Here is a 24,023-nt window from a genome sequence, read left to right as displayed (position 1 = left end):
GGTCTTCACTCGGTGAGTTTTAGCTTCATTGAAATATTGCTGCGTATCTTATCATTTAAGATGGCTTGCGCTAAATACTTGTATGCAGGACATAGATGAGAATTTATTGGGGAGGAAGGTTGTCAATTTATTGCTCACGAGATGAGTGAATTACGAAATGGAGCGAACGCTCTTTAGTTAAAATAAGTCTTAGTTGAAATACGTCACTAAAATCTGATCTCAGCATCAAAATAGCACTTTTATTTTACCTAGCTTATCATCATCGCTTTATTGTAGCCTTTTGCTAAAAAACACTGCGGAGGCGTATTTTTTGTTCTTTCTCAATATTCGCCCGTTGCAGTATTTATCTTTAAAGGATATCAGCATGACTTCCCACACGGCGCCATTAACCTCATTTTCTACTACTGAACCTTCTCTCACTGAAACTTCTCTCACTGAAACTTCTACAATGGGATTTTCTATAACAGATGTTGAGCCGCTGCTTAACATTATGGAAAAACTGCGCGACCCACAAACAGGTTGCCCGTGGGATAAAGCGCAAACGTTTCAAACCATAGTGCCTTTTACTTTAGAGGAGGCCTATGAAGTTGCCGATACCATAGAGCGTTTAGCCTGGGATGAGTTACCCGATGAACTCGGGGATTTGTTATTTCAAATCGTATTCTATTGTCAGCTTGGTAAAGAGCAAGGCAAGTTTGATTTTGCTACTGTGATTGAGAAAATCAGCGACAAGTTGACGCGCCGTCATCCCCATGTGTTTGGCGAGCAAAATCCGCAAATAGGCGATAGCGCCCAAGCGATGAAAGCCAATTGGGAGGCGATTAAAGCGACTGAACGCGAACAAAAGGCGCAGCAAGTGGCGGGTGAAACTCAAGCTGATACTCTGGTTTCTGCGTTAGACAATATTCCGCGTACCCAACCTGCGCTGTCGCGCTCAATCAAAATTCAGCAAAGGGTGGCGCGAGTTGGGTTTGATTGGGCAGAGCTTGAACCCGTGGTCGCTAAAATTCACGAAGAAATCGATGAAGTCTTGCATGAAGTGAATCAACCCGAGCAAGACCAAGCTAAAGTGCAGTCCGAAATGGGCGACTTGCTGTTTGCCGTGGTGAATTTAGCTCGCCATCTTAAGGTCGATCCAGAACAAGCGTTGCGACAAGCCAATCTTAAATTTGAACGCCGTTTTCGCGGCGTTGAACAGTTGGCGAGTGACAGCGGTAAAAGCATGGAAGAGCACACATTAATGGAGCTCGATGCCTATTGGGACCAAGTAAAAGCGACAGAGACGAGATAAACGGCAAATTATCCCGATTGGTGTTTGTCGAATCGCGCCGCCTTTGGTATACTACTGCCCCGTCCTAGTGCTTTCTTACAAGCACGTATTTTCAAACTCATTTTCTCAGGTTCAGCATGACTACAAGGTATATCTTCGTTACTGGTGGCGTGGTTTCATCACTAGGTAAAGGCATTGCAGCAGCATCATTAGCTGCAATTTTAGAGGCCCGCGGTCTCAATGTAACCATCATGAAACTGGACCCTTACATTAACGTTGATCCGGGTACCATGAGCCCAACCCAACATGGCGAAGTATTTGTTACTGAAGACGGTGCAGAAACAGATCTCGACTTGGGTCACTACGAGCGTTTCATCCGTACTAAGATGAATCGTCGTAACAACTTCACTACCGGTCGTATTTACGAAGAAGTATTACGTAAAGAACGTCGTGGCGATTATTTGGGCGCAACCATTCAGGTTATCCCACACATCACTAATGCGATTAAAGAAAAAGTATTAGCAGGTGGCGAAGGCCATGATGTGGCTATCGTCGAAATCGGCGGTACTGTGGGTGATATCGAATCTTTGCCGTTCCTAGAGTCTATCCGTCAGCTCGGTGTTGAGCTGGGTCGTGATCGTACTCTGTTCATGCATTTAACCTTAGTGCCTTTCTTAGGTGCTGCAGGCGAAGTGAAAACTAAGCCAACTCAACACTCAGTGAAAGAGCTGCGTTCTATCGGTATTGCACCAGATGTGCTGGTTTGCCGTGGTGATCGTGCTATTCCTGCGAATGAAAAAGCCAAAATTTCGCTGTTCTGTAACGTCGAAGAGCGTGCGGTTATTTCATTAAAAGATGTTGATAGTATTTATAAAATCCCAGCTTTGTTACGTTCGCAAGGTTTGGATGACCTAGTGGTTAAGCGTTTCGGCTTAGAATGCCGTGAAGCGGATCTGTCTGAGTGGGAAAATGTGATTTATCAAGAAGCTAATCCAAACGGCGAAGTCGTTATTGGTATGGTGGGTAAATACATCGAACTGCCAGATGCCTATAAGTCAGTTAACGAAGCATTAAAACACGCTGGCCTTAAAAACCGCGTATCAGTGACCATCAAGTACATTGATTCACAAACCGTAGAAGCCAAAGGCGAAGAAGTCTTACAGGGCTTAGACGGTATCTTAGTACCAGGCGGTTTTGGCGAGCGTGGTGTTGAAGGTAAGATACTGGCGGCAAAATTTGCCCGTGAAAACAATCTACCTTATTTTGGTATTTGTTTAGGTATGCAAGTTGCCCTGATTGAATTTGCGCGTAATGTTGCCGGCATGGCTGATGCACATTCAACTGAATTCAATAAAGAAACACCATTCCCAGTCGTGGGTTTGATCACTGAATGGATTGACGAAGAAGGTAACGTCGAGCAGCGCCATGAAGCGTCTGACTTAGGTGGTACTATGCGTTTAGGCGCTCAATTGTGTCATTTACTCGATGGTTCGAAAGCGGCCCAAGCCTACAAAGGGACTAGCTGTGTAGAACGTCACCGTCATCGTTACGAAGTGAACAACAAATACAGAGAGCGTTTAGAACAAGCTGGCATGATCTTCAGCGGTTTGTCTTCTGATCGTAAGCTGGTGGAAATGATCGAATTAAAAGATCACCCATGGTTTGTAGCAGGTCAATTCCATCCTGAATTCACCTCAACTCCACGCGATGGTCACCCATTGTTCGAAGGGTTTATTGCTGCGGCAAGTGCGCATCAAAAACGTGATCTGAAGTAAGAATATTTGAGGCCGGACCCGCGACAGTGGGGCCGGCCTTTTGCTACACTCATCGCTACTTGAAACATAAGAACTTAATACCTCTGGGTATAAACAGCATGCGTATCAGTTGCATCTGTATGGACGCAAACCGTAAATGGAATTTTGTTATTTTCTGCGGTATGTGACTTCCATTTATTCCCATAGGTATTGGTTTTTTCTTTTATCTTTAAACTTAAATCGAGGGTGTTATGGCTAAGATTATTAACGTGATTGGTCGCGAGATTATGGATTCTCGTGGTAACCCAACTGTTGAAGCCGAAGTGCATTTAGAAGGTGGTTTTGTCGGTATGGCTGCGGCACCTTCTGGCGCATCGACCGGTAGCCGCGAAGCGTTAGAATTACGTGATGGCGATAAGAGCCGTTATTTAGGCAAAGGCGTATTAACGGCTGTTGCTAACGTAAACGGCGTCATCCGCGCTGCATTATTAGGCAAAGATGCCACTGCACAAGCTGAGCTTGATCAAATCATGATCGACTTAGATGGCACAGAAAACAAAGACAAGTTAGGCGCAAACGCGATTCTGGCAGTGTCTTTAGCAGCTGCCAAAGCGGCCGCAGCATTTAAAGGTATTCCTTTATACGCGCACATCGCTGAATTAAACGGTACACCAGGCCAATATTCTATGCCTGTGCCTATGATGAACATCTTAAACGGTGGCGAGCACGCGGATAACAACGTTGATATCCAAGAGTTTATGGTGCAACCCGTTGGCGCGAAAACCTTCCGTGAAGCACTGCGCATGGGCGCTGAAATCTTCCATACGCTGAAAAAAGTATTGCACGACAAAGGTCTCAGCACTTCTGTAGGTGACGAAGGTGGTTTTGCACCTAACTTAGCCTCAAACGCTGATGCGTTAGCTGTTATTAAAGAAGCGGTTGAATTGGCTGGTTATAAGTTAGGTACGGATGTGACCTTAGCGCTAGATTGCGCTGCATCTGAATTCTACAAAGACGGCAAATACGATTTAGCGGGCGAAGGCAAAGTATTCGACTCGAACGGTTTCTCTGATTTCTTAAAATCATTGGCTGATCAATACCCAATCGTGTCTATCGAAGACGGCTTAGACGAATCAGATTGGGATGGTTGGGCTTATCAAACTCAAATCATGGGTGACAAGATCCAATTAGTGGGCGACGATTTATTCGTTACTAACACTAAAATCTTAACACGTGGTATTGAAAACGGTATTGCTAACTCAATCCTTATCAAGTTCAACCAAATCGGTTCATTGACTGAGACTTTAGCGGCCATTCGCATGGCGAAAGAAGCGGGTTACACAGCGGTGATTTCACACCGTAGTGGTGAAACTGAAGATTCAACTATTGCTGACTTAGCCGTAGGTACTGCTGCTGGCCAAATCAAAACCGGTTCACTGTGTCGTTCTGACCGTGTTGCTAAATACAACCAATTGCTGCGCATCGAAGAGCAATTAGGTGAAAAAGCGCCATACCGTGGTTTGAAAGAGATCAAAGGTCAGGCGTAATTTAAACTTTGATGTAAAAAGGCCACCACTTGGTGGCCTTTTTTGTTGTACTATCTGCTGTATATTTTTTTAATCCAAGATACTGACGCTAATTCCTCCATGAAATTTTTTGTCATTGCACTCATAGTGCTACTCGGTTTGCTGCAATTTCGTCTTTGGTCGGGAGATAATAGTCTTCCTGAATATTTCGTGCTGCAAAAACAAATTGCCGTGCAGCAAGAAGGTAACGCCAAACTCAATGAGCGTAACCAAGTGCTGAAGGAAGAAATCATCGATTTGAAAAGTGGTACCGAAGCCATAGAAGAACGTGCGCGTAACGAACTTGGCATGGTCAAAGAAGGTGAAACCTTCTATCGCGTCGTGGGTGGTGATCGCTCAGTATCGAGTCCATCCCAGTAATATGGAGTTAGGATGTCAGAGCTAGGACATTTAGATCTTGGATTAAGCGAACAATCCAATCCAGGCAGTCAATCTGAGCCGGTAATGCAAACTGAATTGCAGCGCCAAGCTGAGCATAGCACTCAAGCTGTGGTGGCTATCGTTCCCGCTGCGGGCATTGGTAGTCGCATGGGCGCCGACAGACCTAAACAATATCTTGAAGTGTGCGGCCAGAGTATTCTCGGCCATACTTTAGATAAGCTGTTGTCTCACAAGCACATTTCCCACGTCATCGTTGCCTTACATCCGAATGATACTATCTTCAATACCCTGTCACAGGCCGCACATCCTAAATTGACCACAGTATTAGGTGGCGGTGAGCGCGCAGATTCTGTGTTGGCGGCGCTGCAAATTGCGCCCGAGCACAGTTGGGCCTTAGTGCATGATGCGGCAAGACCTTGTTTAACCGCGACGGATATCGACAAGCTACTCGCATCCAGAGTGCAATTTCCCCAAGGCGCTATTTTGGCCATGCCGGTGCGCGATACCATGAAGCGCGCCAATAAACAGGGTGAAATCAGTGCCACTGTCTGCCGAGATAATTTATGGCATGCATTGACGCCGCAGTTATTTCAGGCCGCGCAACTCAAAGATTACCTCAATGCCGCTCTGGCGGCAGGTGCGGTAGTCACAGATGAGGCTTCGGCGATGGAATGGGCAGGCATTTCACCTGGACTCGTTTCGGGCCGTGCTGACAATATAAAAGTGACGCACCCCGATGATTTGGGATTGGCCGAACTGTTTTTAATGCGTGCCGCAAAATAGTCATAATCAAAGTAAAATAATACGTTAGGAATATTAAATGAAAATCCGTATCGGCCATGGTTTCGATGTGCATAAATTTGGCGAAACACGCCCGTTAATTTTGTGTGGTGTGGAAGTGCCCTATGAAACAGGTCTCGTTGCTCACTCCGATGGTGATGTGGTATTGCATGCTATTTCCGATGCGATCCTCGGTGCGCTAGCGCTGGGCGATATAGGTAAACATTTCCCCGACACAGATACCGCCTATAAAGGTGCCGATAGCCGCGTATTGTTACGTCATTGCTATGCTTTAGCGAGGGCAAAAGGCTTTGTGCTAGGGAATCTTGACGTCACTATCATAGCGCAAGCCCCTAAAATGGCGCCGCACATTGAGGCTATGCGCCAGATATTGGCCGCCGATTTAACCGCGGAACTTGACGATATTAATGTCAAAGCGACCACGACAGAAAAGCTAGGATTTACCGGGCGTAAAGAAGGTATTGCGGTAGAAGCCGTGGTATTGATGACCCGTAAACACGATTAACTTAAGAGTAAAAAAGTCCCATGAGCGAATTACATTATCTGTATGGCAAGCCTTTAGGTACAGCAGATCTAAGAACCCACAATAGCGATTTTATCGTGAAAGAGATTTTGCCTTTTAGCCCTACGGGTGAAGGTGAACATCACATGCTGCATGTACGCAAAGAAGGGCTAAATACAGTACAAGTCGCTGAAATGATCGCTAAGTTCGCTAAGGTGCATCCAAAGGAAGTGACCTACGCTGGGCAAAAAGATAAAAATGCCATCACAGAACAATGGTTCGGTGTGCGTATTCCGGGCAAAGAAACGCCTACTTGGAAAGATCTCAATAGTGAGCGCTTGACTATATTGTCGAGCAGCCGTCACAGCAAAAAACTGCGAATTGGTGCTTTAGTCGGTAACCGTTTTATTCTTACCCTTAGAAATGTCACCCAAGTCGAAGACATTATCAGCCGCATCGAAAAGGTCGCTCAAGTGGGCGTGCCCAATTACTTTGGTGAGCAACGCTTTGGTCACGATGGTAAAAACTTAGTATTTGGTCGCCAAATGATGGCGGGTAAAAAAGTCAAAGACAGAAATAAGCGCAGCATGTACCTGTCTGCGGTGCGCTCAAATCTGTTTAACACTGTGGTGTCATACCGTTTGGCCAACCATTGCACTAAGCCGCTAGCAGGTGATTGTGTGATGTTGGCGGGCAGTAAAAGCTTCTTTGTTACGCCTGAATGGGATCTCATCGTGTTGAAACGTCTGATTGAAAAAGACATTCAACTGTCAGCACCTTTATGGGGCCGTGGCATGATGCTACCCCAAGGTGAAGCTGCAGCAGTGGAAACCTTGGCCATGAGTGAATTGGCCGACGATTGCTATGGCCTTGAACATGCGGGATTAGAACAAGAGCGTCGTCCGTTACTGCTTGAGCCCCAAGGTCTGAAATACGAACAAACCGCCGATGGCTTAGTGCTGGAGTTTGTGTTGCCTGCGGGCAGTTTTGCAACATCATTATTGAGAGAGTTAGTCAATTATCAAGATGTTAAAGAGCAGCAATGGCAAGCGACACTAGTGCAAGAGCCTGCGCCCGAGGTAACGAATACCCACGTCGTAGCAGAGACTAACCCTGTAGCTGCGCCTAACACTGAAGCAGAGTCATGATCCGCATTTTAGTGAGTAACGATGACGGGGTTAATGCGCCGGGGATCAAAGCCTTAACCGAGGCGTTGACCGAAATTGCGACTGTATTAACAGTAGGGCCTGATCGCAACTGCTCCGGCGCGAGTAATTCATTAACCTTGACTAATCCATTAAGAATTAATAGGTTAGATAACGGTTACATTTCAGTTCACGGTACACCGACCGATTGTGTGCATTTGGCTATCCGAGAATTGTACGATGGTGAACCCGATATGGTGGTGTCTGGCATCAATGCGGGCGCGAACATGGGCGATGATACCTTGTATTCGGGGACGGTTGCTGCCGCGATGGAAGGGCGCTTTTTAGGTTTTCCTGCGGTAGCGATTTCGCTCAATGGCCGTAAATTCGAACATTATCAATCGGCGGCGATTTATGCTCGGCGGATAGTTCAAGGTTTGTTGGCCCAGCCTTTGGCAAAGGATCAGATCTTAAATGTGAATGTGCCGGACTTGCCGCTTGAGCAAATTAAAGGCATTAAAGTGACCCGTCTCGGCGCTCGTCATAAGGCTGAAGGCATAGTACGAACCCAAGATCCCGCAGGACGCGAGATCTTCTGGCTCGGCCCACCGGGACAAGAGCAGGATGCCACTGAGGGCACTGATTTTCATGCTGTCGCCAATGGCTATGTGTCAATTACGCCTTTGACGGTTGATTTAACTGCCTACGGACAACTAACGGCATTGCAAAATTGGGTAGATAAAATATGACTCGAGTTGCCTTAACATCGGCGGTGAACTTAGCTAAAAAGCTTCATGATGCGGGGATCCGCAATCAAGCCGTGTTAAAGGCGATATCGCATACGCCGCGGGAAATGTTTCTCGATAATGCGCTAGCCCATAAAGCCTATGAAAATACCGCTTTACCGATTGGCCAAGGGCAAACTATCTCTCAGCCTTATATCGTCGCCCGTATGACCGAACTCTTACTGCATAAGATGCCCCAGCGCGTATTAGAAGTGGGTACAGGTTCGGGTTATCAGGCAGCCATTTTAGCGCAATTGGTGCCGCAGCTTTGTACTATCGAGCGAATAAAAGGCTTACAAATTCAAGCAAGACAGCGCTTAAAACGCTTAGATTTACATAATGTGTCGTTTAAATATGGCGATGGCTGGTTAGGTTGGGCGAATCGTAGTCCGTTCGATGCCATTATGGTGACCGCTGCCGCTTCAACCATACCTGAGGCCTTGTTGTCTCAGTTAGCGGAGGGCGGAGTCTTAGTCCTGCCTGTCGGCGAAGACACCCAACAATTGATGCGAATCACTCGTACAGGGGAACGTTTTAGTTCGGAAACAATTGAAACGGTTAAATTTGTCCCTTTGATCAATGGAGAGTTAGCTTAACCTTGTGTTGTGCTAGTGTCCTTACTGAATAGCTTGTCTTGCATCGAGGGCATTGTTTTTTCATCATAAACAGTAATACAGCCTCACCAAGGAGTTTTTATTGTTGAATGCGGGTTTAGTCTTAAACCTCTGCTTTATATTTCTGCTTGCAGGCTGCAGCTTTCAGGCCAGCCGACCCGCGCCCGTCGAAAACATTTCCCATAGCTACTCTAAAAACAACAAAGGCCACATTAAATCTAATTCATATAAAGTTAAGAAAGGTGACACGCTTTACTCTATTTCGTGGGGGGCTGGAAAGGATTTTTCTGAAATAGCTAAACTTAATCAATTAGATAACCCTTATACAATTTACCCCGGACAGATTTTATATTTAACGAATGCTAAGTCGAGCAGTCAGTCCAAATCTACGACTTTAGATGGAAAGAAAACGAGTTCCTCGGGTAATAATTCTAGTAAAACTGATAAAAAACAATCAGATAATCGAGTTTCTCAAACAGACGCTAAGTCAAGTAATGATCTGAAAAAAACACTTGATCAGAAAGCTAAGCCCGCGTACCTTGTAACAAGTTCCCAACAAAACGTTAACTCAATTATGGTTCCACCGACTTCGACACTACCAACCAGTGTGAGTCAGTGGGAGTGGCCAGTAAGAGGGAAGTTAATCGGGACTTACTCTGCCAATGAGCAGGGAAATAAAGGCATTAAGATCGCGGGAAATCGGGGAGATATCATCAAAGCTGCTGCAGATGGGCGGGTGGTATATGCAGGAAGTGCTCTTAGGGGTTACGGTAATTTAGTGATTATTAAACATAGTGACGATTACCTTAGTGCTTATGCTCATACGGACAAGATCTTAGTCAAAGAAAAGCAACATGTCCTCGCAGGGCAGACAGTTGCGAAAATGGGTAGTACAGGTGCCAATCGGGTAATGTTACATTTTGAAATTCGTTACCATGGACAGTCTGTAAACCCACTTACTTATTTACCCAAACAATGATTGCTTGGGGCCTTGTTGGCAAATGGAGGATAGGAAATTGCACTAATTCAGCAGTTTAATCAGGTTTGGGAGATTTAATCATGAGCCGCATAAAAAGCACTGCCGCAGAAGCACTAGTAGATTTTTCCGTAGAAACCGTTGACTTCGATCTTGAAAAAGAAGAAGTTGCATCCGACTTAGTTCAAGAGCTAGGAATAGAACAACAGGTTCAAGATGACCTGCAAAAAAATCTTGATGCCACTCAACTTTACCTTGGTGAGATTGGTTTTTCCCCACTGCTTAGCGCAGAAGAAGAAGTTTACTTTTCCCGTAAAGCCTTAAAAGGCTGCGCAAAATCCCGTAATCGCATGATTGAAAGTAATTTACGTTTGGTCGTAAAGATTGCCCGTCGTTACAACAATCGTGGTTTAGCACTGCTTGATCTTATCGAAGAAGGCAACTTAGGTTTAATTCGTGCCGTTGAAAAGTTTGATCCAGAAAGAGGTTTCCGTTTTTCAACCTATGCGACTTGGTGGATTAGACAAACCATTGAGCGCGCTATTATGAATCAGACTCGTACGATTCGTTTACCTATTCATGTTGTTAAAGAACTTAACGTTTACTTGCGTACCGCTCGCGAGTTAGCACAAAAACTCGATCACGAACCAACGGCCGAAGAAATTGCCGAAAAACTACAAGTGTCGAGTGCAGATGTCAGCCGTATGCTTAAGCTGAATGAGAAAATCACCTCTGTTGATACGCCTTTGGGGGGCGATAATGACAAGGCGCTGCTGGATATTTTAGCCGATGACGATAACGTTGGCCCTGACTATAAAGTGCAAGATGAAGATATTTCTAATTCAGTGGTTAAATGGCTCAATGAGTTAAACACTAAACAAAGAGAAGTGTTAGCCCGCCGTTTTGGTCTGTTAGGTTATGAACCTTCTACACTCGAAGATGTGGGGGCTGAAATCGGTTTAACCCGTGAGCGTGTACGTCAAATCCAAGTGGAAGCATTGAAACGTTTACGTGACTTATTAGGATCTCAAGGTTTATCTGTTGAAGCGTTATTTAGAAACTAATACCGCATCTTTGTTACTCAAGATGTCTAGCTAAGGTTTTAAGTCTAGTGGTTAGGTCTAGTCTATAAAAGTAAAACGCCCACTCAAGAGTGGGCGTTGTTGTTTCTAGTCATTTATTACTGATCATATTGTTTAGCGAATATCACCCACTCGCAGAGCTTTAGCTCAGACGTTTCAGCTCATAGAGCAAATCAAGTGCCTGTTTTGGCGTTAAGTTATCGGGATTAATACTACTTAACTTAGTCAAGGCCGGATTTTCAATTGGTTCAGGTAACGCGAGTAAGCTTTGAATAGGCGTCCTCGTTCCTTCAGCTTGATGATCGCGGCTTTCTAATTGCTGCAACTTATGCTTAGCGGCTTTAATTACCTTATTTGGCACACCGGCAAGTGCCGCAACTTGTAAACCGTAGCTTTTACTGGCGGCGCCTTCTTGTACCGCATGCATAAAGGCGATGGTATCATCGTGCTCTATGGCATCAAGGTGCACATTGTAAACACCTGCCATTAATTCAGGTAACTGAGTTAGTTCAAAATAATGGGTGGCGAATAGGGTCATAGCGCCGACTTGCTGGGCTAAATACTCTGCTGCCGACCAAGCGAGCGATAAACCATCATAGGTGGATGTGCCGCGGCCGATTTCATCCATTAACACTAAGCTACTGGCGGTGGCGTTGTGTAGAATGTTGGCGGTTTCTGTCATTTCGACCATAAAGGTTGAACGGCCAGAGGCCAGATCGTCAGAGGCGCCAATACGGGTAAAGATGCGATCGATAGGGCCGATCAGTGCGCGATCTGCTGGCACGAAACAGCCAATGTGGGCCATCAGCGTGATCAAAGCGACTTGACGCATGTAAGTCGATTTACCGCCCATGTTGGGTCCGGTGACAATCAACATACGTCTTTGATTGTGCAAGGTCACTGGGTTAGCAATAAACGGTGTTTGACTCACACGCTCCACCACGGGGTGGCGACCAGCCTCTATCTGTACGCCGATATCTTGGCTCAGCTCTGGGCAAGTGTAACCTAAGGTTTCGGCGCGCTCGGCAAAGTTACTCAACACATCAAGCTCAGCTGCCGCACGAGCAAAAGCTTGTAATTCATGCAACTTAGGTAGAATAAGATCGAACAACTGTTCCCATAACTGCTTTTCGAGTGCCAGCGCTTTACCTTGGCTCGAGAGCACTTTTTCTTCGTACTCCTTAAGTTCGGGCGTGATATAACGCTCCATATTCTTAAGGGTTTGACGTCGTTGGTAATTGAGTGGTACCTGCGATGATTGCAAGCGGCTCACTTCAATGTAATAGCCGTGTACACGGTTATAGCCGACTTTAAGGGTGTTGATACCAGTACGTTCTTTTTCTCTGGCTTCGAGTTGTACTAAGTAATCGCTTGCACCTTCGCTCAGACCGCGCCATTCATCTAATTCGCTGTTGTAGCCTTCACGGATCACTCCGCCATCGCGAATAAGCATGGGAGGATTATCGACTATCGCGCGCTCAAGCAGGGCTTGTTCAACGGGGAACTCACCTAAGTATTGACGTAATTGAGTCGTGTGCGGCGCGCTTAGGGTACTTAAACTCTGTTGTAATTCAGGTAGTAAGCCCAGCGCTTGACGTAAACGGGCAAAGTCCCTAGGTCGAGCGGTACGCAGCGCGAGTCTTGCCATGATACGTTCAATATCGCCAAGTGCCTTTAATTGCTCATGCAAACCTTCGTGGGCGGCAGTATCGAGCAGTTCAGTCACCGCCTGTTGGCGTGCTTTGATGTGTTTTGGATCTCGCAGCGGCTGATGGATCCAGCGTTGCAACATGCGGCTGCCCATAGGCGTTGCCGTGTTATCCAATACTGCGGCTAAGGTATTATCGCGACCTCCGGCAAGGTTTTGAGTGAGTTCTAAATTACGGCGAGTTGCCGCATCGAGCACTATGCTATCGGTTTGATTAAAGCGGGTAATGGCATTGATGTGGGGCAGGGCAGTGCGCTGAGTGTCTTTGACATATTGCATCAAACACCCCGCTGCCTGCAGTGATAAACGCGCATCTGCAATACCAAAACCATGCAAGTCTTTCGTGCCAAACTGGGCTAGCAGTAACTTAATGCTAGTATCGTAATCAAATTCCCATTCAGGGCGACGGCGTTTGCCTTTAAAACCGTTTAGCAGAGCAAGTTCACCAAAGTCTTCACTGTAGAGAATTTCAACGGGATTAGTGCGTTGCAATTCAGCTTCTAATGACTCTCGCGTCTCGAGTTCGGCAATCACAAAACGTCCAGATGAAACATCTAGAGTGGCATAACCAAAACCGACTTTACCTTGATAAACTGCGGCCAACAGATTGTCTTGGCGTTCCTGTAGCAGGGCTTCATCGGTTAAGGTGCCAGGCGTGACGATACGCACCACTTTACGTTCAACAGGCCCTTTAGAGGTTGCGGGGTCGCCAATTTGTTCGCATATTGCAACTGATTGACCAATTTGAACTAATTTCGCTAGATAGCCTTCCACAGCATGGTAAGGCAGTCCTGCCATCGGAATAGGATCGCCACCACTTTTACCGCGTGCCGTAAGTGAAATGCCTAACAGCTCAGAAGCACGTTTAGCATCGTCATAAAACAACTCGTAGAAGTCACCCATGCGATAAAACAGCAACATGTCATGATGTTCTGCTTTCATGGTCAAGTACTGACGCATCATAGGAGTATGTTTTTCTAAATCATCGGTATCAATTACATTCATTAAATCGTTATCGTCCGTTGTGACTGCCTAAAGGCGATACAGTTTGTGTGGTTACAGGGGATTAAGCGCTAGAGAAGCAGAAGACTGCTATACAATTTTCAGCCAAAAAGACCACGCAAAATTTGCTGCGCCAATCTTAGCAATAATTTACCGAAAATTGAGCCCTTGATGACGGATATTCGTCAAAGGGATGCGATATCAGATTTGATATTCGCTAAAACCTTGGCCATATTAAAAATCCCATGAGCTAAAAATAATTCAGTCACAGGTCTTGATACTGTATGATTGTACAGTATACTAGTCAGCAGAATTAAGACGAAAAGCGCGGCTTTTTGAATTACCCGTTTGTAAATTGAATATTACTTTTGACAGCTTAAGGCATGTCTTGATGAGGGAACTGGAATGAAGGTCGATCCAAATAAAGAGAAAGCACTTGCTGCGGTATTGAGCCAAATTGAGAAGCAATTTGGTAAAGGCTCCATCATGAAGCTGGGCGAAGATCGCTCTATGGATGTTGAGACCATTTCTACCGGTTCTCTGTCTCTGGACGTTGCTTTAGGTGCTGGCGGTTTGCCAATGGGTCGTATCGTTGAGATCTATGGTCCTGAATCATCAGGTAAAACGACACTGACTTTAGAAGTCATTGCCGCAGCGCAACGTGAAGGCAAAACCTGTGCCTTTATCGATGCCGAGCATGCACTTGACCCTATCTATGCTAAAAAATTGGGTGTAGATATTGATAACCTGCTGTGTTCACAACCGGATACTGGCGAGCAAGCGCTTGAGATTTGTGATGCATTAACGCGCTCAGGCGCAGTTGACGTTATCGTAGTCGACTCAGTGGCAGCATTAACGCCTAAAGCTGAAATCGAAGGCGAAATTGGTGATTCTCACATGGGCTTAGCGGCACGTATGATGAGCCAAGCCATGCGTAAACTTGCAGGTAACTTGAAGCAATCTAACACTTTGCTTATCTTCATCAACCAAATCCGGATGAAGATTGGTGTGATGTTCGGTAACCCTGAAACCACAACCGGCGGCAACGCACTGAAGTTCTATGCTTCTGTCCGTTTAGACATTCGCCGTACTGGTGCCATTAAAGACGGCGATGAAGTTGTCGGTAACGAAACTCGTGTTAAAGTGGTGAAAAACAAGGTTGCAGCACCGTTCAAACAAGCCGAATTCCAAATCCTTTATGGCCAAGGCATTAACCGTACTGGTGAGTTAGTTGACTTAGGTGTAGCGCATAAGTTGATTGAAAAAGCGGGCGCTTGGTACAGCTATAAAGGCGATAAAATCGGCCAAGGCCGTGCCAATGCGGGTAAATATCTGACTGAAAATCCAGCGATTGCCGCTGAAATTGACAAGACATTACGTGAATTATTGTTAAGCAATCCAAGTGCACTTGCGGCATCGGATACTGATAGCACGGAAGATAATGTTGATTTAGAAACAGGCGAAGTATTCTGAGTCAGTCAGCCCGTCAAATCGCGGTCGCGCTGTTAGCGCGCCGCGATTATTCCCGCTTACAAATCCGCGATAAATTGCTCGAGAAAGGCTTCGACCTTAACGATATCGAACCTGTACTTGATGCTTGTGAATCCTCCGGTTTTATCAATGATAATCGCTATGCTGAATTATTGGTGCGTAGCCACATTAGTCGAGGGCACGGTGCTATCCGTATCCGCCAAGCGATAGCGCAAAAAGGCTTGTCTAAAGATTGTATTGAAGCGGCGATAACCAATAGTGATTGTGACTGGTTTGAGCTAGCAAAAGATAAAGCCACCAAAAAATATGGTGTTCCCCGCGTAACAGAAGTGAAGGGCTCTAAAGCTCGGGATCTTATCGCGAAGGAAAAGGCCAAACGAGTGCGCTTTTTAATGGGCCAAGGCTTTAGCTACGATCAAATCACTTACGCATTAGATTCAGATCCCAATGATCTCGACGACGATGTTTAACCGCCATAATTCATCGATTTCGATTAAACCTTAAGACTGCAAAGCTTCTTTAAATATCACTCAATAGGCTTAGTACAATTAGGTTTGATAGCGAGTTAAATTCACTCGACACTGCCTTAATCGCGCAAAATTCATATCGTCATCAATTACTCTTTACCTTGCCATTTTGACTCTAGCCACTCTTACGTGGGCTTTAACGCACTTTATGCTGCGTTGGTTATTTTTAACTTAGCCCACTAGGTCTACAAATAACCGTCTTGCCTAAAGTGCGTTAAATCTCCGCTGAATTCTGTATCTTGAGGTTGTTTGGGTATATATCACCAATCAAGGCTGGTCGTCCTTCCTCAGTCTGCTTATAATGCTGGGCAAATAGAAATACGGCTAGCCTAAGGCGTAGCTGGTAATGCTTACCCAATTCAGGATGATTTCATGTATCAAACTACAGCAGAGCTTAGAAGCGCTTTCCTCGAATTTTTCCGCAGCAATGGTCATCAAGTTGTGGACAGTAGTTCATTAGTGCCAGGCAACGATCCCACACTTTTATTTACCAATGCAGGCATGAACCAGTTCAAGGACGTGTTTCTTGGCATGGACAAACGCAATTATACGCGTGCGACCACTGCTCAACGTTGTGTACGCGCCGGTGGTAAGCATAACGATTTAGATAACGTCGGTTATACAGCACGTCATCACACCTTTTTCGAAATGTTGGGTAACTTCAGTTTTGGTGATTATTTCAAGGAAGAAGCGATTCGTTTTGGCTGGACATTCTTAACTGAAACGTTAAAGCTGCCGAAAGAACGTCTGTGCGTCACTATTTATCAAACAGACGATGAAGCCTTTGAAATTTGGAATAAAAAGATTGGTGTTGCCGCCGAGAATATTATCCGTATCGGCGATAATAAAGGTGCAGCTTATGCGTCAGATAACTTCTGGCAAATGGGTGATACTGGTCCTTGTGGCCCTTGTACTGAAATTTTCTATGACCATGGCGATCACATTTGGGGTGGCCGTCCTGGCAGTCCTGAAGAAGATGGCGACCGTTTCATCGAAATCTGGAACATCGTTTTCATGCAGTACAACCGTCAAACATCAGGTGAAATGCTGCCTTTGCCTAAGCCATCGGTAGATACTGGCATGGGGATTGAGCGTATCGCCGCGATTATGCAAGGCGTACATTCTAACTACGAAATCGATATATTCCGTACTTTGATCGCTAAAGCGGCAGAAATCATCGGCGTAAGCGATTTAACCGAGAAGTCACTGCGCGTCATTGCCGACCATATCCGTTCATGTGCATTCCTTATTGCCGATGGCGTTATGCCGTCGAACGAAGGCCGCGGTTATGTGCTGCGCCGCATTATCCGTCGCGCAGTTCGCCATGGTAACAAGTTGGGCGCGACCGAAGCTTTCTTCTATAAGTTGGTTCCATCTTTGATTGCGGTGATGGGCGATGCGGCTAAAGGGTTAGCTGAGACGCAAGTCATTGTTGAAAAAGCGCTGAAAGCGGAAGAGGAGCAATTTGCCCGTACGCTTGAACGTGGTTTAGGTATTTTAGATACGGCCTTAAACGAGTTGAAAGGTGACACTTTAGACGGCGAAACCGTATTTAAGCTGTATGACACCTATGGCTTCCCAATGGATTTGACCGCTGACGTCTGCCGTGAGCGCAATATCATTGTCGATGAAGCAGGTTTTGAAGTCGCCATGGCTGAACAACGTAGCCGCGCCCAAGCTGCCGGTAACTTTGGTGCAGATTACAACGCAGCGCTGAAAATCGATGCTGAAACCGCATTCACTGGTTACACCGAATTAGCGGGCCAAGCTAAGGTCACCGCGATTTATCTAAACGGTGAGTCAGTGACGGCTATCAAGGCGGGTGACGAAGCGGTTGTCGTACTCGATGTCACACCTTTCTACGCTGAATCTGGCGGTCAAGTGGGCGATAAAGGCCAACTGGTCGCGAGCGGTGTTGAGTTTACGGTAAACGATACGCAAAAGTATGGTCAAGCAACGGGCCATCAAGGTGTGTTGGCTACAGGTAGCTTGAGTGTTGGCCAAGTTGTTGAGGCGAAAGTCGACAAAAAACTGCGTCACCGTACTCAGTTAAACCATTCTGTTACACATTTATTGCATGCTGCACTGCGTCAAGTGCTCGGTACTCATGTCTCGCAAAAAGGTTCATTGGTTGATCCTGAGCGTTTACGTTTTGACTTCTCACATTTCGAAGGCGTAAAAGCCGCTGAATTAAAAGAAGTTGAAGAATTAGTTAACACTCAAATTCGTCGTAACCATGAACTTAAAACCGCTGAAATGGGCATAGATGAAGCTAAAGAGAAAGGCGCTATGGCACTCTTTGGTGAGAAATATGACTCACAAGTGCGTGTTGTGACTATGGGCGATTTCTCTATCGAATTGTGTGGCGGTACCCATGTGGGCCGCACGGGCGATATCGGTTTATTCAAAATTACCTCTGAAGCGGGTATTGCAGCAGGTGTACGTCGTATCGAAGCCGTGACTGGCGCCGCAGCTATGGCTTATGTTGCCCAGCAACAAGCTGAACTGGAAGAAGCAGCAGCCTTATTGAAAGGCGATGCCAACTCAGTGGTCGCTAAGTTAAAAGCCCAGCTCGACAAAATGAAGCAACTTGAAAAAGAAATGGCGCAGCTGAAAGACAAGCTAGCTGCCGCAGCGAGTGCAGATTTAGTGGGCGATGCCGTTGTAGTTAATGGCGTTAACGTGCTTATCAAAAAATTAGACGGCGTTGAGGCAAGTTCATTACGCGGCTTGCAAGATGAATTAAAACAGAAATTGAAATCGGCCATTATCGTACTTGGCACCGCGCAGGAAGGGAAAGTTAACCTGATCGCAGGTGTGAGTAACGATCTGATCGGTAAAGTCAAAGCGGGTGAGCTCGTCGCTATGGTCGCTGCACAAGTGGGCGGTAAAGGCGGTGGTCGTCCTGATATGGCTCAAGCGGGCGGTAGCCAGCCAGAAAATCTGGATGCGGCATTGGCTCAAGTATTACCTTGGATTACTGAGCGTCTAGCTTAAGAGGTTGCTGTGCCCCAAAAACGAAAGCTTAGTGGTAGCAAGCTTTTTGTGAAAAAGTTCGGCGGCACTTCGGTGGGTTCTATTGAACGTATCGAAGCGGTCGCTGAGCAGATTACAAAGTCAGCTCACAATGGTGAGCAGCAAGTCTTAGTTTTATCCGCGATGGCGGGTGAGACGAATCGCTTGTTTGCACTGGCAGCACAAATTAATCCGCTGGCCTCGGCGCGCGAATTAGACATGTTAGTGTCAACGGGTGAGCAAGTGAGCATTGCCTTAATGTCGATGGCGTTACAGCGCCGCGGCATAAAGGCGAAATCCCTTACAGGCGATCAGGTACAAATTCATACTAATAGTCAATTCGGCCGCGCCAGCATCGAGCGGGTGGATACTGAGTATTTGCAATCCCTGCTAGCCGATGGTGTTGTGCCTATCGTTGCAGGGTTTCAAGGCATCGATCCTCAAGGCGAAGTGACCACCTTAGGGCGCGGTGGTTCAGATACCACAGCAGTAGCCTTAGCGGCAGCGTTAGAAGCCGATGAATGCCAGATTTTTACTGACGTGGCAGGGGTATTTACCACAGATCCGAATATTGATAGCAGTGCCCGTCGCCTCGATGTGATTGGGTTTGATGTGATGCTCGAAATGGCAAAGCTCGGCGCTAAAGTACTGCATCCCGATTCTGTCGAATACGCAGAGCGTTTTCGTGTGCCATTGCGAGTCTTGTCGAGTTTTGAAGCTGGGCAGGGGACGTTAATCCAATTTGGCGACGAGTCAGAACTCTCTATCGCCTCGCTAGTCCAAGGTATTGCGATTAATAAGTCACTGGCAACGCTGACGATTGAAGGGCTGTTTACTACCAGTGAACGCTATCAAGCGCTGTTAGGCTGTTTAACGCGATTGGAAATCGATGTGGAATTTATTTCTCCATTGAGGATCCACGAGGATGATCCTTCGGGTCGAGTCAGTTTTATGCTCGCTGAAGCTAAGGTCGATACTTTGCTTAATGAGCTCGAAGGCTTAAGCGAAAGCCTCGCACTCGGGCCATTGATTATCGAACGGCAACGTGCAAAAGTATCTTTAGTTGGCAAAGGTTTACAGGCAAAAATGGGATTATTGACTAAGATGTTAGAAGTCTTGGGTAATGAAACTATTCATGCTAAGTTACTCACGACGTCAGAGAGTAAATTGTCAACCGTTATCGATGAAAGGGACTTACACAAGGCGGTTCGGGCGTTACATCACGCTTTCGAGCTAAATAAGGTGTAATTAAATAACCGTTTGAGTATTGAATACTATTAATTTGTACTAAGCTGACCTTATAATAAGCCCATCTACCGGATGAGTGCCGTGTGTAAGCTGAATTAAGAAATAAAGGAGCTATCGAATGCTGATTTTGACTCGTCGTGTTGGCGAAACACTGATGATTGGTGATGAAGTCACAGTTACAGTGCTAGGGGTAAAAGGCAATCAAGTGCGTATTGGTGTGAATGCACCAAAAGAGGTTTCTGTTCATCGCGAAGAAATCTACCAACGCATTCAATCTGAAAAATCAGGTACACCATCGGAAGGTGGTAACTTTTAGTACCTTGTTTTGGCAAGCGTACTACGGCAACAGAAGAGTCAGTTTTTTAACTGGCTTTTTTATTTTTTAGGCCGAAAGATTGGCGTAAATCAATACATTGGCTTGATATAACAGCAATGTGATTAAAAACAGTTCAAATGGAATCTGTTTCGGAAAAAGGGTTTGACTTATTTTCGTCAAACAGTAATATGTGCGCCAAGAAAACGGAGAGGTGGCCGAGTGGCCGAAGGCGCTCCCCTGCTAAGGGAGTATGGGCTTTAACTCCCATCGAGGGTTCGAATCCCTCCTTCTCCGCCATTTCTTACCGATAGAAAACAGTGCGCGTGTAGCTCAGCTGGATAGAGTACCTGGCTACGAACCAGGCGGTCGGAGGTTCGACTCCTTCCACGCGCACCATTTTTTATTGGAAAAGTAAACTTAGATACAAGTCGCGCGTGTAGCTCAGCTGGATAGAGTACCTGGCTACGAACCAGGCGGTCGGAGGTTCGACTCCTTCCACGCGCACCATTTCTGCATTAGTTAATCTTTAACTCATCAGTTTTGAATTTCAGTTAGAAATTTTGTAGATAATTGCTTATAGCAAAATGTTAAAATGCGCGTGTAGCTCAGCTGGATAGAGTACCTGGCTACGAACCAGGCGGTCGGAGGTTCGACTCCTTCCACGCGCACCAATTTAGATTAATATGATTTCGGTCGTATTAATGTTTACCGTTTTAAATGCGCGTGTAGCTCAGCTGGATAGAGTACCTGGCTACGAACCAGGCGGTCGGAGGTTCGACTCCTTCCACGCGCACCAATTTAAGCTAATATGATTGTGATTTTTTCAATTAAATTAGTGTTTTACCGTTTAACATGCGCGTGTAGCTCAGCTGGATAGAGTACCTGGCTACGAACCAGGCGGTCGGAGGTTCGACTCCTTCCACGCGCACCAATATAGTTAACAAGACACGTCTTGTTGATTTAAAGCGTTAAACGCGGAGAGGTGGCCGAGTGGCCGAAGGCGCTCCCCTGCTAAGGGAGTATGGGCTTTAACTCCCATCGAGGGTTCGAATCCCTCCTTCTCCGCCATTCTATTCTCTTAGTCGAGGGGAATAGAATAAATTTGCGAGATAAAAGTGCTTATCCTAGACTCAATCATGATTGGATCTATTAGAAGTACAAAAATGAATTTGCGCGTGTAGCTCAGCTGGATAGAGTACCTGGCTACGAACCAGGCGGTCGGAGGTTCGACTCCTTCCACGCGCACCAAATAGATAAGCCCTGCAAGCAATTGCAGGGCTTTTTTATTTTTAAATCTGTGGCGGTTTGACCCGTTTTGGCTTTCTCCGCTTCTGCCTAATTCTCTTGGTATCACCATCTTTTGCTTTATACCAATCACATGAAGTATTTAATCAGTTCAGAGCCTCACAGCCATCTCAATCCAAGGCGCATTGGCGTAGAAATGGAAGTCAATGCTGCACGGGAGTGGTATGTCTATGAGGCATCCTAAGGGCGGCAGATGTTAACGGCATGGCAACGCGCCTCATGCTGCGTTCAAGGCTTTCGACAGAGACCACTATGCTTTCAAGCCTTCGCCTTGTCTAAAGCGCGTTGAACTCCCAATGAATGAATAGATATTTAATATTATTGGTGTTAGATATGCGTGTAGGTGTCACAGTGTCAGTATTGAGCGTCTTAGCTGTGGTTTAGTATCCGTTTGAGGAGAGCTATCAAGTAGACCGTGCTGGACAGTTTAAGGGCTTTACCTGTAATAGCACGTTCACTATAGACTTAAAGCGATTAGTTTATAAATCCATCAAGGCTGCCGAATTGAACACATCATTTATTATAGGAGTATCGTGGTCCATTATCCTGAGGCGATATTTAGTAGTGGCACTGCAATATTAGTTGAATTATCAGGATAGAAATTCTTGGTGATAATTTTGAGCCGCTTACGTTTTTGACTGAATGATTCTGTTCATATCATAAGTCCAAATGACTATGCTAACGATTACATAACTTATTAAGTATAAGTTGTTTTACTTCCATGGATAACTTGAAATTTACAATTCTAATTAACCATAGGCTGCTGCAAGATTAGGAATTTTTCGAATGGATCATTATTAGGGTATTGGTGAATTTTTTTATTCGAATTCAGGTAGTTTGAGTTAAATCTGTTAGACTGGAAATGTAATGCTTGAACAGTATTTATGAGGGTTATTATGCGAGCAAACTGGGATCTAGTATTAGAAAAGATTTTGAGCCACAGCAATTATGAAGATCTTTCTGTGTTGTTTCATTTACTGTTAACCGAAGAAGAGCGTAGTGCCATTGCCGGACGCTTAAAGGTATTTCAGTTGTTATTGGATGGGGATATGAGCCAAAGGCACATAGCTGCAGAATATGAAGTGAGTATTGCGACGATCACCCGTTGCTCTAATTACTTGAAAAATATGTCTCCCGACCATAGAGCGAAAGTTCAAAAATTGATTGGTTAGTACTCTTATGAAAACAAGCCCTGTGTACATTATTTGCTGCTTGTTTCGGTGAATAGAACTCAGCCTTAAGGCGTGATGGGCAGCTTATGGCGACGATAGAGTGAACGACGCACCAGAATATATAAGCCATAACTAAGTAAGCAGATGGCCAGAATTGGGTAAAGGTCTTTGGGAAGGAATTTAAAGATAGCCAATGCCGCTATGAGATAGATAAAAGGTAAGAAGTTATAAATCATCTCGGGAAGATAGCCCGACTTACGACGTCTTACCGAGTCAGTTCGACGGTTTTGAGAACGCATAACATAGATCCTCGCACCTAAGACGAACACTACTGTAGCCGCAACTAGGGCATAGTTGATGTCGAGTGCAATAAAACTCGAACTGCCGAGCGCCATGTAGCCAAAAGGCAAAATCTCGTAAAGGGGTTTGGTTAACATAAGCACTCCGTCGCTTAACTCAGGTTGATATCAATATCTAATTGAAAATATTCATATAAAATTTGAATACTTCAATTTACCAGTCAGTTATTTATCTATTACGAATATTATAAACGCTTGCGTATAAAAAATGCACGACCTTAAATTAAGGGCGTGCATCTTCAAAGTTTAAACTATGGCAGTTCAATCGCTTAGGGGTGAGCTATTTCTAGCTCACCTTGGGCAACAATCTGTATTTAACCGCGGCAACCACAGCCGCCATTGCCGTCACAACCTGTTTTAGGTGTGTCACAGGCTTCGTGCTCTTCATGGTGATGTCCATGATCGTGGTCTGACCCACCACAACAGCCGCCAGCTTCTTCTTTGCCTGAACCGCCACAGCATCCACCGCCGTGATCGTGATCATGTCCATGGCTTCCACAACCGCCTTGGGCATGAATGTGGCCATGGGCGATTTCTTCGGCTGAGGCTTCGCGAACGTCAACGATTTCGACGCTGAAATTGAGCGATTGGCCCGCTAAAGGATGGTTGCCATCGACGATAACCACATCGTCTTTCACTTCCATGACTTGAACTGGGCGTTGACCCATTTCAGTTTCGGCGATAAAGCGCATACCTGGAACGATATCTTCGATATCACCAAAGGCTTCTAATGGCACGGCTTGACGTAGGCCATCGTGGTAAGGGCCATAGGCTTCTTCGGCACTAATAGTGACATCGAGTTTTTCGCCTTTGGTTTTACCATCTAATGCGGCTTCTAAACCTGGGATCAGGTTTTCAGTGCCGTGCAGATATAGCATAGGTTCAGAGTCGAAAGAGTCTTCTAATAGTCTGCCTTCTTGATCTGATAAACGGTAATGAATGGTTACCGCGCTGTGTTGAGTGATCTTCATATCGCCTCCGGTT

At 45.7% G+C, this 24,023-nt stretch carries 20 protein-coding genes and 8 tRNA genes; 25 read left to right on the top strand and 3 right to left on the bottom strand.

Annotation, left to right across the window (positions count from 1 at the left end; translation table 11 throughout):
- Positions 1 to 364: 364 nt before the first annotated feature.
- The 11 genes from mazG to rpoS all read left to right on the top strand — a co-directional run bounded on the left by mazG (position 365) and on the right by rpoS (position 10,878).
- The gene (gene mazG / locus AYJ58_RS18400) at positions 365 to 1,291 is read left to right on the top strand and encodes a nucleoside triphosphate pyrophosphohydrolase (protein ID WP_106651226.1); all 927 of its coding nucleotides are present in this window, start codon (positions 365 to 367) and stop codon (positions 1,289 to 1,291) included.
- 116 nt (positions 1,292 to 1,407) lie between these two features.
- A complete protein-coding gene (locus AYJ58_RS18395; protein ID WP_106651225.1) occupies positions 1,408 to 3,045 on the top strand; it encodes a CTP synthase in 1,638 nt (545 codons plus the stop codon).
- 230 nt (positions 3,046 to 3,275) lie between these two features.
- Complete coding sequence (eno, locus tag AYJ58_RS18390; RefSeq protein WP_106651224.1) at positions 3,276 to 4,571, top strand: phosphopyruvate hydratase; 1,296 nt, start codon at positions 3,276 to 3,278, stop codon at positions 4,569 to 4,571.
- 99 nt (positions 4,572 to 4,670) lie between these two features.
- A complete protein-coding gene (ftsB, locus tag AYJ58_RS18385) occupies positions 4,671 to 4,970 on the top strand; it encodes a cell division protein FtsB (protein WP_106651866.1) in 300 nt (99 codons plus the stop codon).
- A gap of 12 nt (positions 4,971 to 4,982) precedes the next feature.
- On the top strand, positions 4,983 to 5,774 hold the full coding sequence (gene ispD / locus AYJ58_RS18380) for a 2-C-methyl-D-erythritol 4-phosphate cytidylyltransferase (protein WP_106651223.1): 792 nt from the start codon (positions 4,983 to 4,985) through the stop codon (positions 5,772 to 5,774).
- 37 nt (positions 5,775 to 5,811) lie between these two features.
- Positions 5,812 to 6,297, top strand: a complete 486-nt coding sequence (gene ispF, locus AYJ58_RS18375; protein WP_106651222.1) for a 2-C-methyl-D-erythritol 2,4-cyclodiphosphate synthase — start codon at positions 5,812 to 5,814, stop codon at positions 6,295 to 6,297.
- 20 nt (positions 6,298 to 6,317) lie between these two features.
- Entirely contained in the window at positions 6,318 to 7,442 is a 1,125-nt protein-coding gene (gene truD / locus AYJ58_RS18370; protein WP_106651221.1) for a tRNA pseudouridine(13) synthase TruD, read from the top strand.
- Positions 7,439 to 8,188, top strand: coding sequence for a 5'/3'-nucleotidase SurE (surE, locus tag AYJ58_RS18365; protein WP_106651220.1), 750 nt, complete (start codon positions 7,439 to 7,441; stop codon positions 8,186 to 8,188). Before truD ends, surE begins: the two co-directional genes overlap by 4 nt.
- Entirely contained in the window at positions 8,185 to 8,820 is a 636-nt protein-coding gene (locus AYJ58_RS18360) for a protein-L-isoaspartate(D-aspartate) O-methyltransferase (protein WP_012197442.1), read from the top strand. The genes surE and AYJ58_RS18360 overlap by 4 nt, the downstream gene beginning before the upstream one ends.
- Before the next feature lie 100 nt (positions 8,821 to 8,920).
- A complete protein-coding gene (locus tag AYJ58_RS18355; protein WP_106651219.1) occupies positions 8,921 to 9,817 on the top strand; it encodes a peptidoglycan DD-metalloendopeptidase family protein in 897 nt (298 codons plus the stop codon).
- Between the two features lie 80 nt (positions 9,818 to 9,897).
- Positions 9,898 to 10,878 (top strand): RNA polymerase sigma factor RpoS, encoded by a 981-nt coding sequence (gene rpoS / locus AYJ58_RS18350; protein WP_106651218.1) that lies wholly within the window; start codon positions 9,898 to 9,900, stop codon positions 10,876 to 10,878.
- Positions 10,879 to 11,038: 160 nt separating this feature from the next.
- Here the strand turns inward: rpoS and mutS are convergent, their stop codons facing one another.
- Positions 11,039 to 13,609 (bottom strand): DNA mismatch repair protein MutS, encoded by a 2,571-nt coding sequence (mutS, locus tag AYJ58_RS18345; protein WP_106651217.1) that lies wholly within the window; start codon positions 13,607 to 13,609, stop codon positions 11,039 to 11,041.
- A gap of 402 nt (positions 13,610 to 14,011) precedes the next feature.
- Between mutS and recA the strand changes: the two genes are divergently transcribed.
- From recA to trpR, 14 genes are all read left to right on the top strand, one after another.
- Entirely contained in the window at positions 14,012 to 15,079 is a 1,068-nt protein-coding gene (gene recA / locus AYJ58_RS18340) for a recombinase RecA (protein ID WP_106651216.1), read from the top strand.
- Positions 15,080 to 15,141: 62 nt separating this feature from the next.
- Positions 15,142 to 15,567 (top strand): regulatory protein RecX, encoded by a 426-nt coding sequence (locus tag AYJ58_RS18335; protein ID WP_443019246.1) that lies wholly within the window; start codon positions 15,142 to 15,144, stop codon positions 15,565 to 15,567.
- A 429-nt stretch (positions 15,568 to 15,996) separates the two neighbouring features.
- A complete protein-coding gene (alaS, locus tag AYJ58_RS18330; RefSeq protein WP_106651214.1) occupies positions 15,997 to 18,621 on the top strand; it encodes an alanine--tRNA ligase in 2,625 nt (874 codons plus the stop codon).
- A 9-nt stretch (positions 18,622 to 18,630) separates the two neighbouring features.
- Positions 18,631 to 19,887: an aspartate kinase gene (locus tag AYJ58_RS18325; RefSeq protein ID WP_106651213.1), complete on the top strand. Its 1,257-nt coding sequence runs from the start codon at positions 18,631 to 18,633 to the stop codon at positions 19,885 to 19,887.
- A 118-nt stretch (positions 19,888 to 20,005) separates the two neighbouring features.
- Positions 20,006 to 20,203, top strand: a complete 198-nt coding sequence (gene csrA, locus AYJ58_RS18320; RefSeq protein WP_006082602.1) for a carbon storage regulator CsrA — start codon at positions 20,006 to 20,008, stop codon at positions 20,201 to 20,203.
- A gap of 205 nt (positions 20,204 to 20,408) precedes the next feature.
- Positions 20,409 to 20,500, top strand: a tRNA-Ser gene (locus AYJ58_RS18315).
- Between the two features lie 22 nt (positions 20,501 to 20,522).
- A tRNA-Arg gene (locus AYJ58_RS18310) sits at positions 20,523 to 20,599 on the top strand.
- 34 nt (positions 20,600 to 20,633) lie between these two features.
- A tRNA-Arg gene (locus AYJ58_RS18305) sits at positions 20,634 to 20,710 on the top strand.
- Positions 20,711 to 20,797: 87 nt separating this feature from the next.
- Positions 20,798 to 20,874: transfer RNA gene (locus tag AYJ58_RS18300), tRNA-Arg, on the top strand.
- Positions 20,875 to 20,922: 48 nt separating this feature from the next.
- Positions 20,923 to 20,999: transfer RNA gene (locus tag AYJ58_RS18295), tRNA-Arg, on the top strand.
- A gap of 58 nt (positions 21,000 to 21,057) precedes the next feature.
- Positions 21,058 to 21,134 (top strand) — tRNA-Arg (locus tag AYJ58_RS18290).
- Between the two features lie 45 nt (positions 21,135 to 21,179).
- Positions 21,180 to 21,271 (top strand) — tRNA-Ser (locus AYJ58_RS18285).
- 103 nt (positions 21,272 to 21,374) lie between these two features.
- Positions 21,375 to 21,451: transfer RNA gene (locus AYJ58_RS18280), tRNA-Arg, on the top strand.
- Positions 21,452 to 22,404: 953 nt separating this feature from the next.
- The gene (gene trpR / locus AYJ58_RS18275; protein WP_106651212.1) at positions 22,405 to 22,680 is read left to right on the top strand and encodes a trp operon repressor; all 276 of its coding nucleotides are present in this window, start codon (positions 22,405 to 22,407) and stop codon (positions 22,678 to 22,680) included.
- Positions 22,681 to 22,745: 65 nt separating this feature from the next.
- Here the strand turns inward: trpR and AYJ58_RS18270 are convergent, their stop codons facing one another.
- Together AYJ58_RS18270 and slyD are read right to left on the bottom strand one after the other, a co-directional pair.
- Positions 22,746 to 23,117: a hypothetical protein gene (locus tag AYJ58_RS18270; protein ID WP_063882755.1), complete on the bottom strand. Its 372-nt coding sequence runs from the start codon at positions 23,115 to 23,117 to the stop codon at positions 22,746 to 22,748.
- A gap of 236 nt (positions 23,118 to 23,353) precedes the next feature.
- On the bottom strand, positions 23,354 to 24,010 hold the full coding sequence (slyD, locus tag AYJ58_RS18265) for a peptidylprolyl isomerase (RefSeq protein WP_006085085.1): 657 nt from the start codon (positions 24,008 to 24,010) through the stop codon (positions 23,354 to 23,356).
- Between the last annotated feature and the right edge of the window lie 13 nt (positions 24,011 to 24,023).

This window comes from Shewanella sp. Pdp11 (assembly GCF_002838165.1).
GTDB lineage: Bacteria > Pseudomonadota > Gammaproteobacteria > Enterobacterales > Shewanellaceae > Shewanella > Shewanella hafniensis.
This window is presented reverse-complemented; position numbering and strand designations above follow the sequence as displayed.